The sequence below is a fragment of the Polaribacter septentrionalilitoris genome (genome assembly GCF_009832745.1).
GTDB classification, from domain to species: domain Bacteria; phylum Bacteroidota; class Bacteroidia; order Flavobacteriales; family Flavobacteriaceae; genus Polaribacter; species Polaribacter septentrionalilitoris.
This window is the reverse complement of sequence record NZ_VRMJ01000042.1, coordinates 25852-43800: the sequence shown is the minus strand read 5'-3', so window position 1 is coordinate 43800 and position 17949 is coordinate 25852. Positions and strand designations below refer to the sequence as shown.

Annotated in this window: 15 protein-coding genes; 7 read left to right on the top strand and 8 right to left on the bottom strand. The window is 29.1% G+C overall.

Annotated features, from left to right (window positions below):
* Positions 1–83: 83 nt before the first annotated feature.
* From FP421_RS12665 to FP421_RS12645, 5 genes are all read right to left on the bottom strand, one after another.
* Positions 84–608: a nuclear transport factor 2 family protein gene (locus FP421_RS12665; RefSeq protein ID WP_159951194.1), complete on the bottom strand. Its 525-nt coding sequence runs from the start codon at positions 606–608 to the stop codon at positions 84–86.
* 95 nt (positions 609–703) lie between these two features.
* The gene (locus tag FP421_RS12660; protein ID WP_159951192.1) at positions 704–1429 is read right to left on the bottom strand and encodes a head GIN domain-containing protein; all 726 of its coding nucleotides are present in this window, start codon (positions 1427–1429) and stop codon (positions 704–706) included.
* Positions 1430–1526: 97 nt separating this feature from the next.
* Positions 1527–3197, bottom strand: coding sequence for a PspC domain-containing protein (locus FP421_RS12655; protein ID WP_159951190.1), 1671 nt, complete (start codon positions 3195–3197; stop codon positions 1527–1529).
* Complete coding sequence (locus FP421_RS12650) at positions 3190–3534, bottom strand: PadR family transcriptional regulator (RefSeq protein ID WP_159951188.1); 345 nt, start codon at positions 3532–3534, stop codon at positions 3190–3192. Before FP421_RS12650 ends, FP421_RS12655 begins: the two co-directional genes overlap by 8 nt.
* Positions 3535–3553: 19 nt before the next feature.
* Positions 3554–3982, bottom strand: a complete 429-nt coding sequence (locus tag FP421_RS12645; protein ID WP_159951186.1) for a DUF4870 domain-containing protein — start codon at positions 3980–3982, stop codon at positions 3554–3556.
* A 154-nt stretch (positions 3983–4136) separates the two neighbouring features.
* Between FP421_RS12645 and FP421_RS12640 the strand changes: the two genes are divergently transcribed.
* Complete coding sequence (locus tag FP421_RS12640; protein WP_159951184.1) at positions 4137–4595, top strand: DUF4442 domain-containing protein; 459 nt, start codon at positions 4137–4139, stop codon at positions 4593–4595.
* A gap of 3 nt (positions 4596–4598) precedes the next feature.
* Here the strand turns inward: FP421_RS12640 and FP421_RS12635 are convergent, their stop codons facing one another.
* Complete coding sequence (locus FP421_RS12635) at positions 4599–4967, bottom strand: hypothetical protein (protein ID WP_159951182.1); 369 nt, start codon at positions 4965–4967, stop codon at positions 4599–4601.
* Positions 4968–5093: 126 nt separating this feature from the next.
* Here FP421_RS12635 and FP421_RS12630 point away from each other — a divergent pair, with 126 nt between their 5' ends.
* Genes FP421_RS12630 through FP421_RS12610 form a run of 5 tightly spaced genes read left to right on the top strand, consistent with a single transcriptional unit; the run spans position 5094 to position 11694 of the window.
* Positions 5094–5465, top strand: a complete 372-nt coding sequence (locus FP421_RS12630) for a response regulator (RefSeq protein WP_159951180.1) — start codon at positions 5094–5096, stop codon at positions 5463–5465.
* 59 nt (positions 5466–5524) lie between these two features.
* Positions 5525–6571, top strand: a complete 1047-nt coding sequence (locus FP421_RS12625; RefSeq protein WP_159951178.1) for a hypothetical protein — start codon at positions 5525–5527, stop codon at positions 6569–6571.
* Complete coding sequence (locus FP421_RS12620) at positions 6561–7994, top strand: glycosyltransferase family 2 protein (protein WP_159951176.1); 1434 nt, start codon at positions 6561–6563, stop codon at positions 7992–7994. Before FP421_RS12625 ends, FP421_RS12620 begins: the two co-directional genes overlap by 11 nt.
* 5 nt (positions 7995–7999) lie before the next feature.
* Positions 8000–10426: an alkaline phosphatase family protein gene (locus tag FP421_RS12615; RefSeq protein WP_159951174.1), complete on the top strand. Its 2427-nt coding sequence runs from the start codon at positions 8000–8002 to the stop codon at positions 10424–10426.
* Entirely contained in the window at positions 10423–11694 is a 1272-nt protein-coding gene (locus FP421_RS12610; RefSeq protein ID WP_159951172.1) for a YaiO family outer membrane beta-barrel protein, read from the top strand. The genes FP421_RS12615 and FP421_RS12610 overlap by 4 nt, the downstream gene beginning before the upstream one ends.
* Before the next feature lie 54 nt (positions 11695–11748).
* Here FP421_RS12610 and FP421_RS15140 read toward each other — a convergent pair whose 3' ends face one another.
* Positions 11749–11895 carry a hypothetical protein gene (locus FP421_RS15140; protein WP_201288848.1) on the bottom strand — a complete coding sequence of 49 codons (147 nt, stop codon included), beginning with the start codon at positions 11893–11895 and terminating at the stop codon, positions 11749–11751.
* Between the two features lie 147 nt (positions 11896–12042).
* On the opposite strand from FP421_RS15140, the gene FP421_RS12605 reads away from it, so the two are divergent.
* The gene (locus FP421_RS12605; RefSeq protein WP_159951170.1) at positions 12043–12888 is read left to right on the top strand and encodes a TIGR00266 family protein; all 846 of its coding nucleotides are present in this window, start codon (positions 12043–12045) and stop codon (positions 12886–12888) included.
* Positions 12889–12985: 97 nt separating this feature from the next.
* Here FP421_RS12605 and FP421_RS12600 read toward each other — a convergent pair whose 3' ends face one another.
* Complete coding sequence (locus FP421_RS12600; protein ID WP_159951168.1) at positions 12986–17563, bottom strand: putative Ig domain-containing protein; 4578 nt, start codon at positions 17561–17563, stop codon at positions 12986–12988.
* Positions 17564–17949: the final 386 nt, after the last annotated feature.

The window sequence follows — 17949 nt, the reverse complement described above, 5'->3', positions numbered from 1 at the left end:
TTGCAAAACGACGACTTACCAAGTAAACTAATAAAACCAAGTATTAGTAACTATTATTAGAGTTAGCTATTCTAATAAAATTTTTATTCTGTATAAGGTTTATGATTGTAACTCAATACCCTTTTTAATTTCCAATTGTTGTTTTCTAAAATCCATAGATGTGTAAAATCTGCAATACCCACAGTTTTAAAAAAACCGTTTGTTTTTTGCTGAAAAGTATGTTTTCCTTTTTGGATGGCACCATAGAGTTTTCCATTGTTTTTTAATTGATGCACTTCTAAAGAGCCTTTAACTAAATTTCTTTTATTGATTCTTGGTTTAGAGCAAACATTATTTTGAATTGCATCTATAAATTCTTTTTTGTTTTGTGTGCCAACGATATCATGATAAAACTCAAAATTTTCAGCAATGATAGGTGCTAGTTTTTCAGTTTCGCAGTTGTTAAATGTTCTTTCAAAAATAATACTGTCTTTAGATTGTAATGTTTTAAACAAAGATGAGTTTTTATCAACTTGAGCATTTAGAACAAAATTGTATAATAACATCGCTAAGAAAAATATCACTTTAAGAATAAAAGAATTTTTAAAAGGTTCTAAAAAAGCATCCATAAATTGGTTGGTTAGTTGTTGGGTTGATTGTTTTTTTAGAAATCTTGAGGCTTTTTTATCAGCCTCAAGAATTCAGTTTTTGGTTGATTGATTTTTTATTTTCTAGAAACATCGCCTCCAGAAGATGATTTTTTATTTACTTTTTTAGGGTTTCCTTTAAAGTCAATATCACCACCACTAGTTGCTTTAGCATCTAATTTTTCTGATGCATAAATATTGATGTCTGCACCACTAGTTGCTTTAGCAAGAACGTTTTTGCTTTCTAAATCGTAAGCATCTATTGATGCACCACTAGTTGCACTAGAAGCATGGTTTACTGTTTTTCCGGTAATTCTAATATCAGAACCACTTGTAGAACTGGTTTCTACACTGGTTGCATCTACAGAAATTCTAATGTCTGCACCACTGGTTGCTGAAATAGAAATTTCATCAGTTGTAACAACACCTCTTGTATAGACATCACTGCCGCTTGTAGCTCTTAACATGTTTAGATCTTTGATAGTTACATGTACTTTTCTAGCTTTGGCTCTCCATATATTTTTCTCTGAGTAAACTTTTAAAACACCATCTATAACTTCTGTAATAATAATGTCGTGCAAGTTTTCATCTGCTTCTACTTTTATTTTGTTTCTATCACCTTGAGTGATGTATAAATCGATACCTGTACTTACTTTGATTCCTGTAAAGCTATCAGCTGTTTTTCTTGGTTGAGTAATTACATTTCTGTTTCCATTAATTCTATTAAACATATCTACTCCACATGAAGTAAAAAGAGCTGCTACAAATAAGATAGCGATTGATTTTGTAATTGAATTTTTCATGATTTTGGTTTTATTTAGATTGTAAAGGTCATTATGTAGACGCTTAAAATCAAAGTTTGGTTACTCAATTGTTGGTTTTTTTGGATGAATTGTGTTTTTATATTGTTTCTTCTTCGGTTTCATCATCCATTTCCATACAATCTGTACATGTTAGCGTTTTATCTGTCATTTTAAAATGATGGTTAGCCATGTCTTTATCATAAATGTCTTTATCGTTATCTACATTGTATAAAAAGTTTTTTATAGTATTGTCAAAATAAACTGTTACACCTTTTGGTATATAAAAAGTTACATTTACCTCTTCATCTTTCCATAGGTTTTTATATTCTGATAAATAGAAAGCATCTAGTGTAAAATCTGTGCCATCAATTTCATATTTATATTCAATTTTTTCGGCATTTTTATTGGCCTTACTTCTTGTTTTACCTCGAGATTCTTTTTGAATAATTACATATGCATCATCAGAATTACTCTTTTTTACATCTACTTTTACATAGTTTGAATACACTTTTGTTTTTCCATTAATTTCTACTTCATATTTGCGAGAATTTCTTCTTAAATTATGTCTGTAGTAAATATTATCATCATTAACCATTTTTAAATAAAGAGTATCGTTTTTAACAATATTAAAAGGCTCTCTTTCTACTTTTTGTCCATAGTTTGCATGCGAGGTTCCAAATTCTAATCCTGAAAAGAGAAGGGTTAAAAAGGCAACAATCCAGATACCTAAAAGTGTTAAAGAGGTTGGTTTGCTAAATCTTTTTACACTACTAGATAGTATTCTTAAACCTAAAACAAATAGGGCTAAAAAAGGAATTACAAATGCTAAAAACCCAGCTAAAGTTAAAACCCAAGTTGGTATTACAGAATTGTAAAAGAAAGGAGGGTATTGAAAAAATTCACCATCTACATTTAACCATTCTAAACTGCCCAAAGAAAACCCACTAATAATTAGTGATAAAATAACTGCTGCAGAAATAAATACTAAAATCGCACCAATAATTTTTCCGATTACTTTAAAGAAAAGTAAAATTATTTTTCCTAAAGTATCTAAAAAATCTTGCAAGCCGTTATTTTTTTGGGACTTTCCCTTAAAAGAACTGTTTACCTTTTGTGAGATTTCATTAGCACCCTCTTTAATTTTATCAGAAGCATCATTGGCAAAATCTTTTACGTTTTCTGAGACATTGGTGAATTCTTCACGAATTTTTTTTTCGATATTATCTATGTTTACAGCTTCACCTTCCATTTGTAATTTCTCTGCTGTTGTTTTAGCCTCTGGTAACAATATCCAAAGAATGATATATAAAATGATACCAAAACCACCACCAAAGAATAAGGCTAATAACCCAAGACGAATCCAGATAGAATCTACATTAAAGTAATGTGCAATACCAGATGCAACACCACCTAAAAATTTATCATCTGGATCTCTAAATAATTTCTTTCCAGAAGCGCTATTTCTTTTATAAGAATAACTCGATTCGTTATAAGTTTCTTCAGCTTCTGCGTAATCTTCTGGTTGTCCCATAATTTTAATGATGTCATCAATATCACCTTCATTCACAACCTGTCTAGCATCTGTTATTTTTTCTGATAACAATTCGCTAATTCGCGCTTCTATATCTGCAATGATTTCATTTTTTCCTTGTGGATCATCACTTAACGATTTAGAAATTGATTCTAAATATCGTTTTAATTTCTGATAGGCAATTTCATCTATATGAAAGAAAAATCCGCCTAGATTTATATTTATTGTCTTATTCATTTGTAGTCGATTTTTTGCTAATTACTTGGTTTACTGACTTTATTAAGTTGCTCCATGTTTTGTCTAATTCTTTTAAAAACATGCCTCCGTTTTCTGTTAAAACGTAATATTTTCTTGGTGGTCCAGAGGTTGATTCTTCCCATCTGTACGTTAATAATCCTGCGTTTTTTAAACGCGTTAATAACGGATATATGGTTCCTTCAACCACAATCATTTCTGCACTTTTTAGCGTAGAAAGGATTTCTGAAGTATACGCATCTCCATGTTTTAAGATGGATAAGATGCAATACTCCAGCACACCTTTTCGCATTTGTGCTTTTGTGTTTTCTATCTTCATTTATTGTGGTGTAAAATTGTTATTTAATAAATTTTATGGTAAAAGGGTATTTGTAATTTTCACCCTCTCTTGCTTTTAATGATGCAATTATTACAAGTGCAATTCCAATGATATATATAATTCCGGTTATAGAACCAAAACCAATAAATCCAAAAAGATTACTCATGTTAAAGTCAAAATTCATATTAAAGTTATGATGATTCCAGTTTCTAAAAAATGATCCAAACGCAAACGGAATAAAAGCGATTGATATTAAAAATATATATAAAGTGTAACTTAAGTTAAAGTTAACAGCCTCTTTACCTTGGTCGTCTAGAAATGGACTTCTATCTTTTAAGCTTTGCCACGCAATTAAAGGAGTTATAATATTGCCAAAAGGAAATATAAAGCCGGCAAAAGCGGAGATATGTATTAAAAATGCATTGGTGTTTTCGTTATTGTGTTTCATTATTTTAGATGTATATAATACTTTCTTATGCAAATATATGGTTAAAAAAAGGTATTATGCAATACATAGTACCTTTATTTAACATTTTATTAACATGTTGATGTTGTTAAATCTTCTTTAGAAAAGTGGTAAATTGTCAACAAATTCATTACTTATGAAGATAACAGCAAGCAATATCAATTTGTTTATGTTTTTTAAGTTACCATTAGGTTGGTTGTCTGGAATGCGTGTTAAAAAGGTAAACGAAACTTTTTGTGTTGTTCAAATTCGTCATAAATGGATCAATCAAAATCCGTTTAAAAGTATGTTTTGGGCTGCACAAGGTATGGCTGCAGAAATGAGTACAGGAGTTTTGGTAATGAGAGCCATTGCAGTGTCTAATAAAAAAGTTTCAATGTTAGTTACAAAACAAGAAGCTCAGTTTTATAAAAAGGCAACAGGTAAAATTACATTTACCTGTAATGGTGGAAAAATGATTGCTGATGTTATTCAAAAATCGATAGCTACAAATGAGGGACACATGATTACCCTTACTTCAGAAGGTAAAAATGAAGAAGGAATTTTAGTTTCTACTTTTAAATTTGAATGGAGTTTAAAAGTGAAAAATTATTAGAACTTAAATGGTTTTTATTTTATTTAGAATACGTTTGTATTCTAAAATACTTTCTCTGCAAATGGGTATTATAAAGTTAATTCTTTTGTAGATTTCATTTTTTGGAGCCTTGTTTTCTGCTAATTTTTCTAGATCAATAATTTCTTGTAAACAATTAATCCCCATTAAGCTAAAAGAGGGTTTAAAAAAATGAGAAATATTTTTTACTTCATCATAATCTAAGTTAATAAGGTTTTTCTCTAAAATATCAACTTTAGGAATTGTGTCAGATAAATATCCTTCAATTAATTCTATAGTAAAATGTTGATCTTCTGAAAAATATTCTTTGATATATTTCAAATCTAAAATATCACTTCTAATTGCTTTGTTCAAGGACATAAATTTCGTATATTTAAAATAAAATTAAGAATAAAATTATTTCTAATAAAATAATGTTAAATATTTATTAGTAATTTTTTTTAGTGTAAGAAGAGCTATAAATCTGAAAAGCTTTTTAATATGAGAGGAAAAAATATTGTATTAGCAGAAGATAATTCCGTTTTATCACTTGTCTTAAAATTTAAATTAGAAAAAGAAGGCTGTAAAATCTTTATAGCCCAAAATGGCAAAGAAGCTATAGAACTTATTAATAAATATCAACCAGACTTGATCTTAACTGATGTTATGATGGAGTTTGTAAGCGGTTTGGAGTTAATAAGTTATGTTAGAAATGAACTAAAAAAACAAACTCCAATTTTGGTTTTTTCAAGTTCTGGTCAAGAAGAAATGATTTTAAATGCTTTTAAATTAGGAGCAAATGATTTCATGAGCAAACCATTAATACCCAATGAACTCGTTGTTCGTGTTAAAATGTTATTGCTTAAGATTTAATAGTAAAGTTGCCTTTTGTAAGTCATATGGATACTTTTTGGTTAGAATATATAATTTGGATGATTGTAGTAATATTAGCTCTTATCATTACCTTTTTTATTCTAATGCTTAAAATTTTAAGATATCATAATAAATTAAAAGATAGTAAAATACTTACTTATAAAAATGAAACCGAGCATCTTTTAATAGAATATTTATATTCAGCAAAAAAAGGTTTAAATTTTAGCAATTGTCAATTAGATATCATAAAAAAATTAAAAAATGATGTCCTAAACAAACAGAAAAGAAAAGTCATTACAGCCGTTTTTGTAAATCTAATTCAAGAAGTTTCTGGAGAATTAATAGACTCAATGCGAGAATTATACGAAGAAATTGGGTTGTTATATTGTACTGAGAAAAACTTAGAAAGTAACCAGAGTAATTTAATTGCTTTAGCTATAAGAGATTTAAGGCGGTTTAAAATAAAGAAAGTAGAAAAAAAAATAGATAAGTTTATAAACCACCCAAGAAAAGAGGTGAGAAGAGAAGCTCATCTTTATTTTATTCAATTGTTTAAACTTAAAGGACTTGAAAATTTAAAGAAATTAAAATTGCCATTGACGGAATGGGATCAAATTCAATTACTCAATGAATTAAAAAATTTTAATAGTTTAGAATTACCAGACATATCAAATTGGCTTAAGTTAGAGAATGATTATGTTTTAATTTTTATTTTGAATGTTATTAAGATCTTTAATCGAATAGACGCTAAAGAAGAACTTCTTGACTTGTTAAATCATCAAAATTCTGACATTAGAGTTAAGGTTATCGATTTGCTTGACCATTTTGAAATAACTGAGGCAAACCCTAAATTAAAAGAAAGGTATAATAACTTAACCCATAAAGAAAAAAGCGTTTTCTTTAACTTAATAGAAAAAACTGCAACAATAGAAGACACATCTTTTTTAAAGAAATTTGTATATCAAGAAACATTTGAAATAAAATTTAAAGCTTTAAAAATTTTAAAAGGAATAAATCAGAAAGAATACAATTTAATCTCTAAAGAGTCTAGAAATATAGAGTCAAACGAAATTATTCACTTTTTAAATTCAAGTTATGGATTTTGAAAACACATTTAGAATAGTTTTAATAGGTTTAGAATACTTCTTCCTTATTTTTTCGATTTTAATCATTTCGTCATATGTTATTCTAGCGTATTTTTCTTCAAGAGAAACTAAAACTTATCTTAAAAAAAATAATTTTGTAGAGTATAAAGACCTTTTATCATCAAAAATATCTCCTTCAATTTCTATAATTGCACCCGCTTTTAATGAGAGTTTAAATATAGTAGAAAATGTTAGATCTCTATTGTCTATACATTATGTTAATTATAATGTTATAATTGTTAATGATGGAAGTAAAGATGATAGCTTAGAAAAATTAATAGCAGCTTACAGTTTAATAAAGGTAGATTATTTTATTCATAATAAAATAAAAACACAACCACTAAGAAAGGGTGTTTTTAAATCTAAAAACCCAGCTTTTGATAAATTAATTGTAATTGACAAAGAAAATGGAGGTAAAGCTGATGCTTTAAATTTTGGCATTAACATTAGCCAAAGTAAATATTTAGCTTGTATAGATGTAGATTGTTTGTTGTTAGAAGATTCACTTCAAAGAATGGTGAAGCCATTTTTAGATACCAACGATAAAAAAGTTATTGCATCTGGTGGTGTTATAAGAATAGCTAATTCTTGTAAAATCGAAAACGGAAAATTAATAGAAATCAACTTTCCTAAAAAATGGATTGAAAGAGCTCAGGTTTTAGAATATTTGAGGTCATTTTTATTAGGTAGAATGGCATGGGCAAGATTAAATGGGTTACTTGTTATTTCTGGAGCCTTTGGAATGTTTGATAGGGAAATAGCGATAAAAGTAGGTGGGTATGATACAAATACTGTAGGAGAAGATATGGAAATTATTGTCAGGATGAGAAGATATATGGAAGAGACTAAGCAAAAATATAAAGTTGCTTATATCCCTGATCCATTATGCTGGACAGAAGCTCCTGATAATTATAAAATTTTTATTTCGCAAAGAAATAGATGGACAAGAGGTACAATTGAAACGCTTAAAATTCATAAAAAAATTGGACTAAACCCTAAATATGGTATTTTAGGAATGTTAAGCTTTCCTTATTGGTTTATTTTTGAAAGGTTAGCACCTATAGTAGAAGTTGCCGGTATTGTTTACTTTGTTTTACTGGTTGTCTTTAGAGAAATCAATTGGAGTTTTGTCTTAGGGATTTTTTTGATTGCATATCTTTTTTCTCTGATTTTTTCTTTTGTTGCTATTTTTTCAGAAGAGTTAACTTATCGTCAATACAAGAAAAAAGGAATTGGTTTGATATTGGTTTTAACAATAATTTTAGAACCGCTTATATTACATCCTTTTGTTTTATATGCTGCAATAAAAGGAAATATTGATTATTATTTTAATAAAAATAAGAAATGGGGTGTGATGACTAGAAAAGGTTTGTCTAAAAAATAAATATTATGAAATTAAAATTATTATACAACAAGTTTTCTTTATATGTAACTCTAACCTTATCTCTAATTCTTGCTTTTTGGGCAATATATTTATTTGAAATTTTCTATACAATATACAGTGGTAAAGAAATAGAAAATATCATTTTGTATGTATTATTTAAATTATCAAATCATTTTTTAGCAGGAGTACTAATTGCATTATGCTGTTTTCCTATTTATTTAATTTTCAATTTTTTTAACAAGAAAACAGGAATAATCATTGTAAAAATATTGTTTTTTTTAGCGGTTTTAATAGAATTTTCTTTAACCAAATATAGCCTAACAACATTATTAAATTTAGGCGCAGATTTATTTGGATATTCTTTAGAGGATATTTATTTTACTGTAACTTCTTCAGAGAGTATTTCGTTTATATACATTCTTGGTTTTTTTATTTTTCCATCATTGTATCTCTTAGCTTTTTATTTTATTAAGAATAAAACTATTCGTAAGCCTACAGTTTATGGTTTATTAGTTTTCTTAGCTTTTACAATACTAATAAGGTTCTCTTACAGAAAAGTTACAGAAGCTGCATATCAAAATAAAACTTATTTTTTTGTTGCTGATGTTATTAAGTATAAAATAAATAAAGCAGAGGTTAATATGGTTAATTTTAAAGGGGAAAATGAATATCCTTTATTAAAATCATCAAAAGAAACTAAAGATGTCTTAAGTCCATTTTTTAACCTAAATGATAAAAAACCAAACCTCGTTTTTATCATTGTAGAAGGCTTGGGGACTGAGTTTACAGGGGGTAAGTATTATGGAGGATTTACACCTTACCTAGATTCGTTAATGTCTAGATCTATATATTGGGAAAACTTTTTAAGCAACACAGGAAGAACTTTTGGAGCTTTACCTTCATTGTTTGGTTCTCTTCCTTTTGGAGAAAATGGATTTTTAGAAATATCAGAAATTCCTACTCATATCTCTTTATTAAGTGTTTTAAAGAATAACGGTTATACCTCTTCATTTTACTCAGGAGATAGGGTAAGTTTTGATAAGAAAATTAATTTTTTAGAGTACAATGAAATAGACTTTGTAATAGATGAAAATTTGTACGATAATTCATATCCTAAAACAGTAAATGAATCTACTGGTTTTTCTTGGGGATACTCAGATAATGAAATTTTCACAAAAACTCTGAGTGTTTTAGACGATAGAAAAGAGCCTAGACTAGACATTATTGCAACTCAAACTATTCATGAGCCATTTACGTTTCCTTCAAAAGAGCAATTCCTGTCCAAAATTGATAGTATCTTAAATTCTGATAAGAAATTTAAAATGACAAAAAATGAGATACTTACCAATAAAGATATTTTTGCAAGCATTTTATATGCAGATCATAGTCTTAAAAGATTTATGGAGAGGTTAGAAAAAAGAGATGATTTTGACAACACAATATTTATTATTACAGGAGACCATAGGTTAATTCCAATTACTCAAAAAGATAAGCTTTGCAGGTTTAATGTACCACTTTTTATTTACAGTAAAAAGCTAAGAGAGACAGCTTCTATCAAATCAATTTCATCACATTTTGATATCACACCCAGTATTTTGTCTTTATTAAACACTAACTTTAATTTTAATATTCCTCAAAAAATAGCTTGGTTAGGAACTGGTTTAGATACTGTTAAAAAATTTAGAAACAAACATAAAATACCCTTAATGAGGTATAAAGGAAGTATAAATGACTTCATTTATAAAGAATATATGTATTCTGGAGGAGATCTTTTTAAGATTAATGAAAATTTTGGACTTAATAAAATTGATAATCAAGAACTACTAAAAGAAATCAGAGAATCCTTTAATAAATTTAAAGAAATAAATGCTTATGTAACTCAAAAAGATAAGATTTACCCCAAAAATTCTTTTTTAGTTTCAAAAAAGAAATACCAATTTACTTCTAAAGAAAAAGCAATAATAGATTCTTTTTCTTCCAATTTAACCTTAGATCAATTATTTTTAGTTGCTAGAGAAAAAGCTTTTAACAAAGAAAGAAAAACAGCAAGACTTTTATGTAACTATATTCTAAGTAAAGAGCCAAATCATGTAGATGTTAAAATATTAAAAGGAAGAACTTTTGCATGGGATGGTAAATTTAAAGAATCTGAAGAAGAGTTGTTAGACGCACTCAAAAGAGCACCATATTATGATGATATTTATTTAGCGCTTTTGGATATGTATTGGTGGTCGTCACAAAATGAAAAAGCAAAATTAATTTTTGAAAAAGCAAAAAAAAATAACATCAATAATGATGAAGTTGTATTCAAAATGGCAAGAGCTAGTTTGTTAATGAATGATAAAATCAATGCAAATAGATTAATAGATAGTTTGCTCAAAAAAAAGCCAACAGAGCAAGAGTATATAAAATTTAAGAATTCTTTAAAATGATTGAAAAAAAAATATCATCACTAACAATTTTGATAGTAATTCTACTTTTTACTAATCAACTACATTCTCAAAAAAAAGTTTATAATGGTAACCCAGATACAACTTTTAAAACTGCTAGAGAAATGGCTTTCAATGGCAAAAGAAAACAAGCTCAAGATTCATTAAAACTTATTTTAACAAAATATCCAACGTATTTAGATGTTCGTTCTTTTTTGGCGAGTACTTATTCCTGGGATTCAAATTATAAACAAGCAAGAATAGAGTTTGCTAAAGTTTTGAATAAAGACCCAAAAAGAAAAACAGATTGGATTGCAGCGGTAAATAATGAGTTGTGGGCAGAAAAACCTTTTAAAGCTTCAGAATTAATTAAAAAAGGATTAATTTATTTTGCAAATGATGTAGATTTATTACAATTAAAAGCAAAGTCAGAATTTAATTCAGGAAATAAAGAGCAGGCTTTTATAACAATAAGTGAAGTTGTAAAGTTGTATCCAGAAAATAAAAAAGCAGAAGAATACAAAAATTCAATTAATAATTTACTTAGTTTTAACTCTATAGGAATTAGTTATGCCATAGATATATATAGCAAAAATGAAAGGGATGCAATGCATTATAGTACGCTACAATACTCGAGGCAAACAAAATATGGAAGTATTACAGGAAAGATAAATTACTCGAACAGATTTAGGACAGATAACTATCAATATGAAATTGATTTATATCCAAGAATAACAAATGGCTTATATGCTTACGTAAGTGCAGGTTTTTCCAATAGTCCATTATATCCAAGTTTTAGATATGGTGCAGAATTGTACAAATCTCTACCTAAAAGTTTTGAAGTATCTCTAGGATTAAGGGGTTTAAAGTATTCAACAAATACTACTATTTACACAGGTTCTATAGGGTGGTATACAGGAAATAGTTATTGGGTTTTTAGATCTTACATAACTCCAGGAGGCCCAGGAACAAGTAAATCTGGAGTTTTGCAGTACAGAAAATATAGAAATGATGCCGAAAATTATTTTATTATTGGTTTTGGTTTTGGAGTTACTCCAGAGATAGAACGTTTTGTTGAGAATGTAGATCAACAAACAATTTTTCAGTTAGATTCTCAAAAAATTAACCTTGGCTATTTTTTTAGTTCAAAAAACAAGAAAAACGCTTGGGGTTTTTCAGCAGATTTTTATAGAGAAGAAAAACCTTTTTCTCCAGGAGATTTCTTTTTATACACTGCATTAGGTGTTACTTACAATGTAAAGTTTAAATAATTTTTAGATAAAGTTTTTTAAGTAAAAGAACAAATTAAAATATAAGATTATGAATCATTTTCTTTTCTGATAAGGCTTTGGTTTTTGCTCTTTATAGTCAATGTCTTGAAAAATACCACATGAAGTATTTGTACGAGCTAAAGATTTTGTAATTTCATATTGCTTAGATAAGGCTTCGATTTCTGGAGTTAAGTATTTCATAATCAATTTAATTTTGTTATTCTTACAATCAAAAATAAAAATTTTGCTCAAAATCAATAGTTAAAATAATAATAATTATTTATTATATAATTTTAACAAAATCTCGTTCAAGTCATCTAATTAGTGTAAGATTAAAAACAAATTATTATGTATCAAGATAGAATTCCAAAGAACACTTCTAATAATAGTCCTCAAAATGCACATGAAATTGATTATGAAATTTTTGGTGAAGAAATGCAATTTGTAGAAATAGAATTAGATCCACAAGAAGGAGTTGTTGCAGAAGCAGGAACATTTATGATGATGGATGATCAGATTAAAATGAATACCATTTTTGGTGATGGTTCGAATCAAGAAAAAGGATTGTTAGGAAAAATATTTTCAGCAGGAAAAAGAATCTTAACTGGTGAAAGTCTGTTTATGACCGTTTTTACAAATGATGGAATAGGAAAAAAGCAAATCTCTTTTGCATCTCCTTATCCTGGGAAAATTGTTCCAATAGATTTAAATCAATTTGGCGGTAAATTTATTTGTCAGAAAGATGCATTCTTGTGCGCTGCTAAAGGTGTTTCTATAGGGATTGAGTTTTCTAAAAAGTTGGGTAGAGGTTTGTTTGGAGGAGAAGGTTTTATCATGCAAAAAATGGAAGGTGATGGTTTAGGCTTTATTCATGCTGGAGGAACAATGGCTAAAAAAGTTTTGGCTCCTGGTGAAGTATTAAAAGTAGATACAGGCTGTATTGTTGGGTTTACTCAAGATGTAGATTATGATATTGAGTTTGTTGGAGGTATCAAAAACACCATATTTGGAGGCGAAGGTTTATTTTTTGCTACTCTTCGTGGACCAGGAACAGTTTATATTCAGTCATTACCATTTAGTAGGTTAGCAGGTAGAGTTTTAGCTATGGCTCCAAGAACTGGGGGAGGAAAAAGAGGAGAAGGTAGTGTGTTAGGTGGTATTGGAGATTTATTAGATGGTGATAATCGGTTTTAAAATTACTATTGCGTTTAATTCATTATATTAAAGTAATCAGTTAAAAGAAAAGAGGTCGTGTATAACGACCTCTTTTTGTAACTTTAAGAAAAGAGTTTTATTTACTTTTCTCTACTATTAATTTTCTTGTTACTGTTTCATCTGATGTTACTATTTTTAGAATATAGAAACCAGATGCTAAGTTATAGTTACCCATAGTAATTATATTTTCAGAACTATTTTCTTCCGAAATATATTTATGCTCTATAGTTTTTCCTGTAGTATCAAACAAATAGATGTTTGTTTTCATTTGTACTGCAGTTAGTTTAATATCAAATATACCTATTGATGGGTTTGGATATATTGTTAGATTATCTTCAATAGATGCTGTTGTAGCGCTCTTTTTAGAGCTTTTTCTAGCGCTATAATTATCAACACATACTGCGTTACAACCGCCTAAAGTATCTGCATGATCTGTACCTACACCATGTTTTGTTAAGTGTGTCATAACTGCGCTTTTGCTGATACTTATTTGAACATGTTTTGTGCCTTTTTTACCATTTGTATGATGACAAACTAGTACTTTTCCTTTATATCTACCTTTCTTATCGAATGCCCTTGCATCTATCACACAAACATAAATACTAGTAGAAGCTGTACATCCGTTTGAGTTTGTAACAGTTACATCATAAGTAGTACTTATGGTAGGGTTAATACTAGGATTAGCTTCATTTGAAACTATTTCACCTGTATTTGAGGTCCATTCATATTTAAATCCGCTACCACCATTTGTTACTGTAGTTAAGTTGATACTTTGAGGGCCAAAACCTAAGAATATTGTATTCTGTTTCTGAGTTTGTACAGCGTTAAAATCATTAATACTAATAGTTGGTATATCTCCAACAACATTTACAGTTGCAGTTTTAGAGCTAGTGTTTCCAGAAATATCTGTAGCAGTCAAAGTAACTGTGTTTTCTCCAATATCATCACAAGTAAAACTATTGTTATCTAAGGATAATTCAAAAGAACAGTTGTCAAAAGAACCTGCATCTACATCAGCAGTAGTAATACTAGCAGAACCATTTACTAATGTAACTGTTGCTGTTTGAGTGATTACTGTGGGAGAAGTTACATCGCTAACAATAACATTTGCTGAAGCTGTTGAAACATTATCATTGTTATCAGTAACTGAAAGAGTTACTTCATTCACTCCAACATTTGCACAACTAAAAGATGTAGTATCTAGTGCAATAGATTTAATACCACAGGCATCAGATGAATTATTATCAATCATTTCAGGAGTAATAGTTGCGTTTCCATTTGCATCTAAATCTAATGAAATATCCTGAGTTATAGCTGTAGGATTAGTTACATCGTTAACAGTAATATTTGCAGTTGCTGTTGAAACATTATCATTATTATCAGTTACTGTAAGAGTTACTTCATTAACTCCAACATTTGCACAACTAAAAGATGTAGTATCTAGTTCAATTGATTTAATACCACAAGCATCAGACGAGTTGTTGTCAATCATATCTGGTGTAATGGATGCGTTACCATTTGCATCTAAATCAATAGAAATATCCTGAGTTATAGCTGTTGGGTTAGTTACATCATTAATAGTAACATTTGCAGTTGCCGTTGAAACATTATCATTATTATCAGTTACTGTAAGAGTTACTTCATTAACTCCAACATTTGCACAACTAAAAGATGTAGTATCTAGTTCAATTGATTTAATACCACAAGCATCAGACGAGTTGTTGTCAATCATATCTGGTGTAATTGTTGCATTACCATTTGCATCTAAATCAATAGAAATATCTTGAGTTAAAGCTGTTGGATTTATTACATCGTTAATAGTAACATTTGCAGTGGCTGTAGAAACATTGTTATTCGTATCAGTAACTGTAAGAGTTACTTCATTTACACCAATATTGGCACAACTAAATGATGTAGTATTTAAAGAAATAGAGGCAATACCACAATTGTCAGAAGACCCATTGTTTATTTGTTCTGGTGTTATAGTTGCATTACCGTTAGCATCTAAATTAATAGAAATGTCTTGAGTTAAAGCGGTAGGAGCTTTATTGTCTACTATTGTTACAATAGTAGGTGTTCCTGAATTTGAATTCCCAGATGCATCAGTTGCAATTAAGTTAACTACGTTTTCACCGATATTATCACAAGTAAATTCTGTAATATCTAAAGAATATGAAACAATACCACAGCTATCAGTTGAACCATTATTTACCATTTCTGGCGTTATTGAAGCATTTCCATTTTCGTCTAATTCTACTGTAATGTTTTTTGTTATTACATTAGGAGCTGTTGTGTCTTTAATTGTAACTATTGCTGATGCAGTAGCAGAATTACCATTTACATCAGTAGCCGTAATTGTAACTGTATTATTGCCGATGTTTGAACAGTCAAAATTTGATTTATCAATAGAAACACTTGAAATACCACAGCTAGCTGTAAGATCTGTTACTACTGGATAAGAATTTATTACCTTTTTTATTTTAAAATTACCAACAAAAGATCCTGCTGCATCAGAAAAACCAAGTTGCTGAAGTGTAATAAAGGCATTTTCTGATTGAGAAACAGTAAAAGTTACTTTTTCGTTAGTTGCTGTGGCTTGTGAGGCAAATTGTTGACTAAATGAGCTTCCGATAGAAACTTGAACAGAATTTCCTCCACTTGGATTAGAATTTAACTTATTATCAAAAGATAATTCATATTGACCAGGTGTTAAATTTATAGAAGATTTACTTTTTATAGTTGAGTTTGTTGAACCAGCTAGGTCAAGTTCTTTGCTTCCGTTTCCTGGAATAAAATCATTTACATCTACATTACCTGCTAAAACATCCCAGTTATTTAATGAGGTTACGTTACCTCCATTTACATCAGTGTTAAAATCTTCTCCGTAAATATCTATTAAAGTAGAAGTTGTTGCAATTGTTGCGTTTCCATTCTCATCTAAAGCAATAGTTATATTTTTGGGATCTATACTTATAGAACAATTATTTACTGATATGTCAAAAAGTTGATTAATAGTACCTCTTGGATCTTGATGATGATTTTTGTCTTCAGCTTGAATGTTGATTGAAGAAACTCCTACATCTGACACTGATGGTGTTCCAGTCAAAGTAGCTGTTCCATTACCATTGTCAACTAAAGTCAACCAAGATGGTAGGTTTATTCCTAAAATTGATATGGTATCACCATAAGTTACATCAGCATCACTAACATTTATCGTGTAAGAATATGCTACACCTACATCTGCATCTAAAACAGGGTTTGAAGAAAATGTTGGTGGTGTATTGATAAGCTGACTTATTTCATGTCTTGTAACATCTCCATAACTATCAGTTGCATATAGATATACGTGTTTGTGACCCCAGTCGCTTGCTTGTGTAGCCCAGGTAAATATTCCATTAGTTGGATTAGTGGGTATACCATTTAAGTTGTTAAAAGAAGCATTGTTGTATAATGGAATCGGCATGCCCATCATATCTTTTCCTTTGACATCTGTAAAACTAACAATGTCTAATGGGTCTGGATCAGAGGCTTGAATATTGTAACTTATTACATCTCCAGGATTGTATACATTATGAACACCTTCTGCAGGTGTTGGAGGAACATCAAATTGAGGTTTTAGGCTTACGAGAATTGTAACAGAAGTACTTACTTGAGCTCCTACATTATCTTGGGCTAAAAAGTTAATTACATTGGTACCAAGATTATTTGCTGTAGGTGTCCAGCTAAAACTTCCACTAATTGAATTTGTATTTTGATTACTTAAATTAATGTTTGCTCCAGGTGGTACGCCAATAGATTGTAAACTAACTGTAGCACCAGGATCAGTATCATCTGCTTTTATAGTAAAGTTTACAGGAACACCTGGTGAAACTTGATAAACAAATCCATTTGTTGGTGTAGTTGTATAATCAAATAATGGAGGGTTAGATTGTTGAACAATTTTTATGATAAAATCATTAATCACTTTAGTTTTACCATCTTCTACAACAATTGAAGCATTCCATAAACTACCAACATTTCTTCCTTGAGTATTAAATGTTAATAAACCAGTATTTTGATTAATAGAAATCCCTGATGGTTGGTAACCGTTAATTTCAGAGTAACTAGCAAGTCTGTAAGTTAAGTTATCTCCATCAGGATCTGATGCTGGTACTTGAAACGTAGCATTGGTAGTTCCTGTTTGCATGTTAATAATCGGAGCCATGGTGGTTACAGGAGATTCATTACCAGAACCTACGTTAACAATAGTTTCACTTCTCCAGTAAGCGTTACTATTATTAGATAGGGAGCCAATTTTACAACATCCACCAAAGTAAGCAATAAAATTACCCATATTGGCATAAGTATGTGTAAAAGTAGCTTCTCCATAGTACCAATTTTCTGCAGTGTTAACAGCAGTAGCTACAACAGAAAATGACCGTCTTTGGCCATCTCCAAAATAAAATGTATCGCCATAGCAGGTTTGTCCTACGTTAATATTACAGCCATTTCTCCAGGCTTGACTAATTTTAAATTCAACGGTATTACCGTTAACAACACGCCAGCTTATTGTACCGTGTCTAAAGTGGCTTGCTAATAATGAACTAGCAAAAAATAAAAAGCAAAACATAATAATTTTACTTTTAATACTTTTTTGAGTTAATTTTTTTTTCATTTTAAAAAAGTTTAGTTAGTATTAAATTGAGGGTATCTTTTGGACATAATAGTCCATCATAAACTCGTTAAATATGTCATTATATTTAAAAATTTATGTGAAAATTTTAATATGATTATAATTTAAAATTATAAAGGATAAGGTTTCATCTTGGAGGATATTTGGTTGCGTATAGGGATAGCCTCGGTTAGTAATAGTTGAAATTAGGACTTAACTTATTATAGTCATGTTTAAATTAAGTGTAATTACTTTGTTTTAAATTTTAAATGAAATTTTAGAAAACTATGGAAAAGTAAAATTCATGCTTGAGGATGTTATAAAAGCATATAGGGATAACTTTTGGTTAAAGTTAAATATTTGTTGATATTGTAAATATAGTGTTAAAA

Bases quoted from the DNA above. Each gene is read 5' to 3' on its own strand.
- FP421_RS12665 (WP_159951194.1), bottom strand. From the start codon at position 608: ATGGATGCTTTTTTAGAACCTTTTAAAAATTCTTTTATTCTTAAAGTG.
- FP421_RS12660 (WP_159951192.1), bottom strand. From the start codon at position 1,429: ATGAAAAATTCAATTACAAAATCAATCGCTATCTTATTTGTAGCAGCT.
- FP421_RS12655 (WP_159951190.1), bottom strand. From the start codon at position 3,197: ATGAATAAGACAATAAATATAAATCTAGGCGGATTTTTCTTTCATATA.
- FP421_RS12650 (WP_159951188.1), bottom strand. From the start codon at position 3,534: ATGAAGATAGAAAACACAAAAGCACAAATGCGAAAAGGTGTGCTGGAG.
- FP421_RS12645 (WP_159951186.1), bottom strand. From the start codon at position 3,982: ATGAAACACAATAACGAAAACACCAATGCATTTTTAATACATATCTCC.
- FP421_RS12640 (WP_159951184.1), top strand. From the start codon at position 4,137: ATGAAGATAACAGCAAGCAATATCAATTTGTTTATGTTTTTTAAGTTA.
- FP421_RS12630 (WP_159951180.1), top strand. From the start codon at position 5,094: ATGAGAGGAAAAAATATTGTATTAGCAGAAGATAATTCCGTTTTATCA.
- FP421_RS12625 (WP_159951178.1), top strand. From the start codon at position 5,525: ATGATTGTAGTAATATTAGCTCTTATCATTACCTTTTTTATTCTAATG.
- FP421_RS12620 (WP_159951176.1), top strand. From the start codon at position 6,561: ATGGATTTTGAAAACACATTTAGAATAGTTTTAATAGGTTTAGAATAC.
- FP421_RS12615 (WP_159951174.1), top strand. From the start codon at position 8,000: ATGAAATTAAAATTATTATACAACAAGTTTTCTTTATATGTAACTCTA.
- FP421_RS12610 (WP_159951172.1), top strand. From the start codon at position 10,423: ATGATTGAAAAAAAAATATCATCACTAACAATTTTGATAGTAATTCTA.
- FP421_RS15140 (WP_201288848.1), bottom strand. From the start codon at position 11,895: ATGAAATACTTAACTCCAGAAATCGAAGCCTTATCTAAGCAATATGAA.
- FP421_RS12605 (WP_159951170.1), top strand. From the start codon at position 12,043: ATGTATCAAGATAGAATTCCAAAGAACACTTCTAATAATAGTCCTCAA.
- FP421_RS12600 (WP_159951168.1), bottom strand. From the start codon at position 17,563: ATGAAAAAAAAATTAACTCAAAAAAGTATTAAAAGTAAAATTATTATG.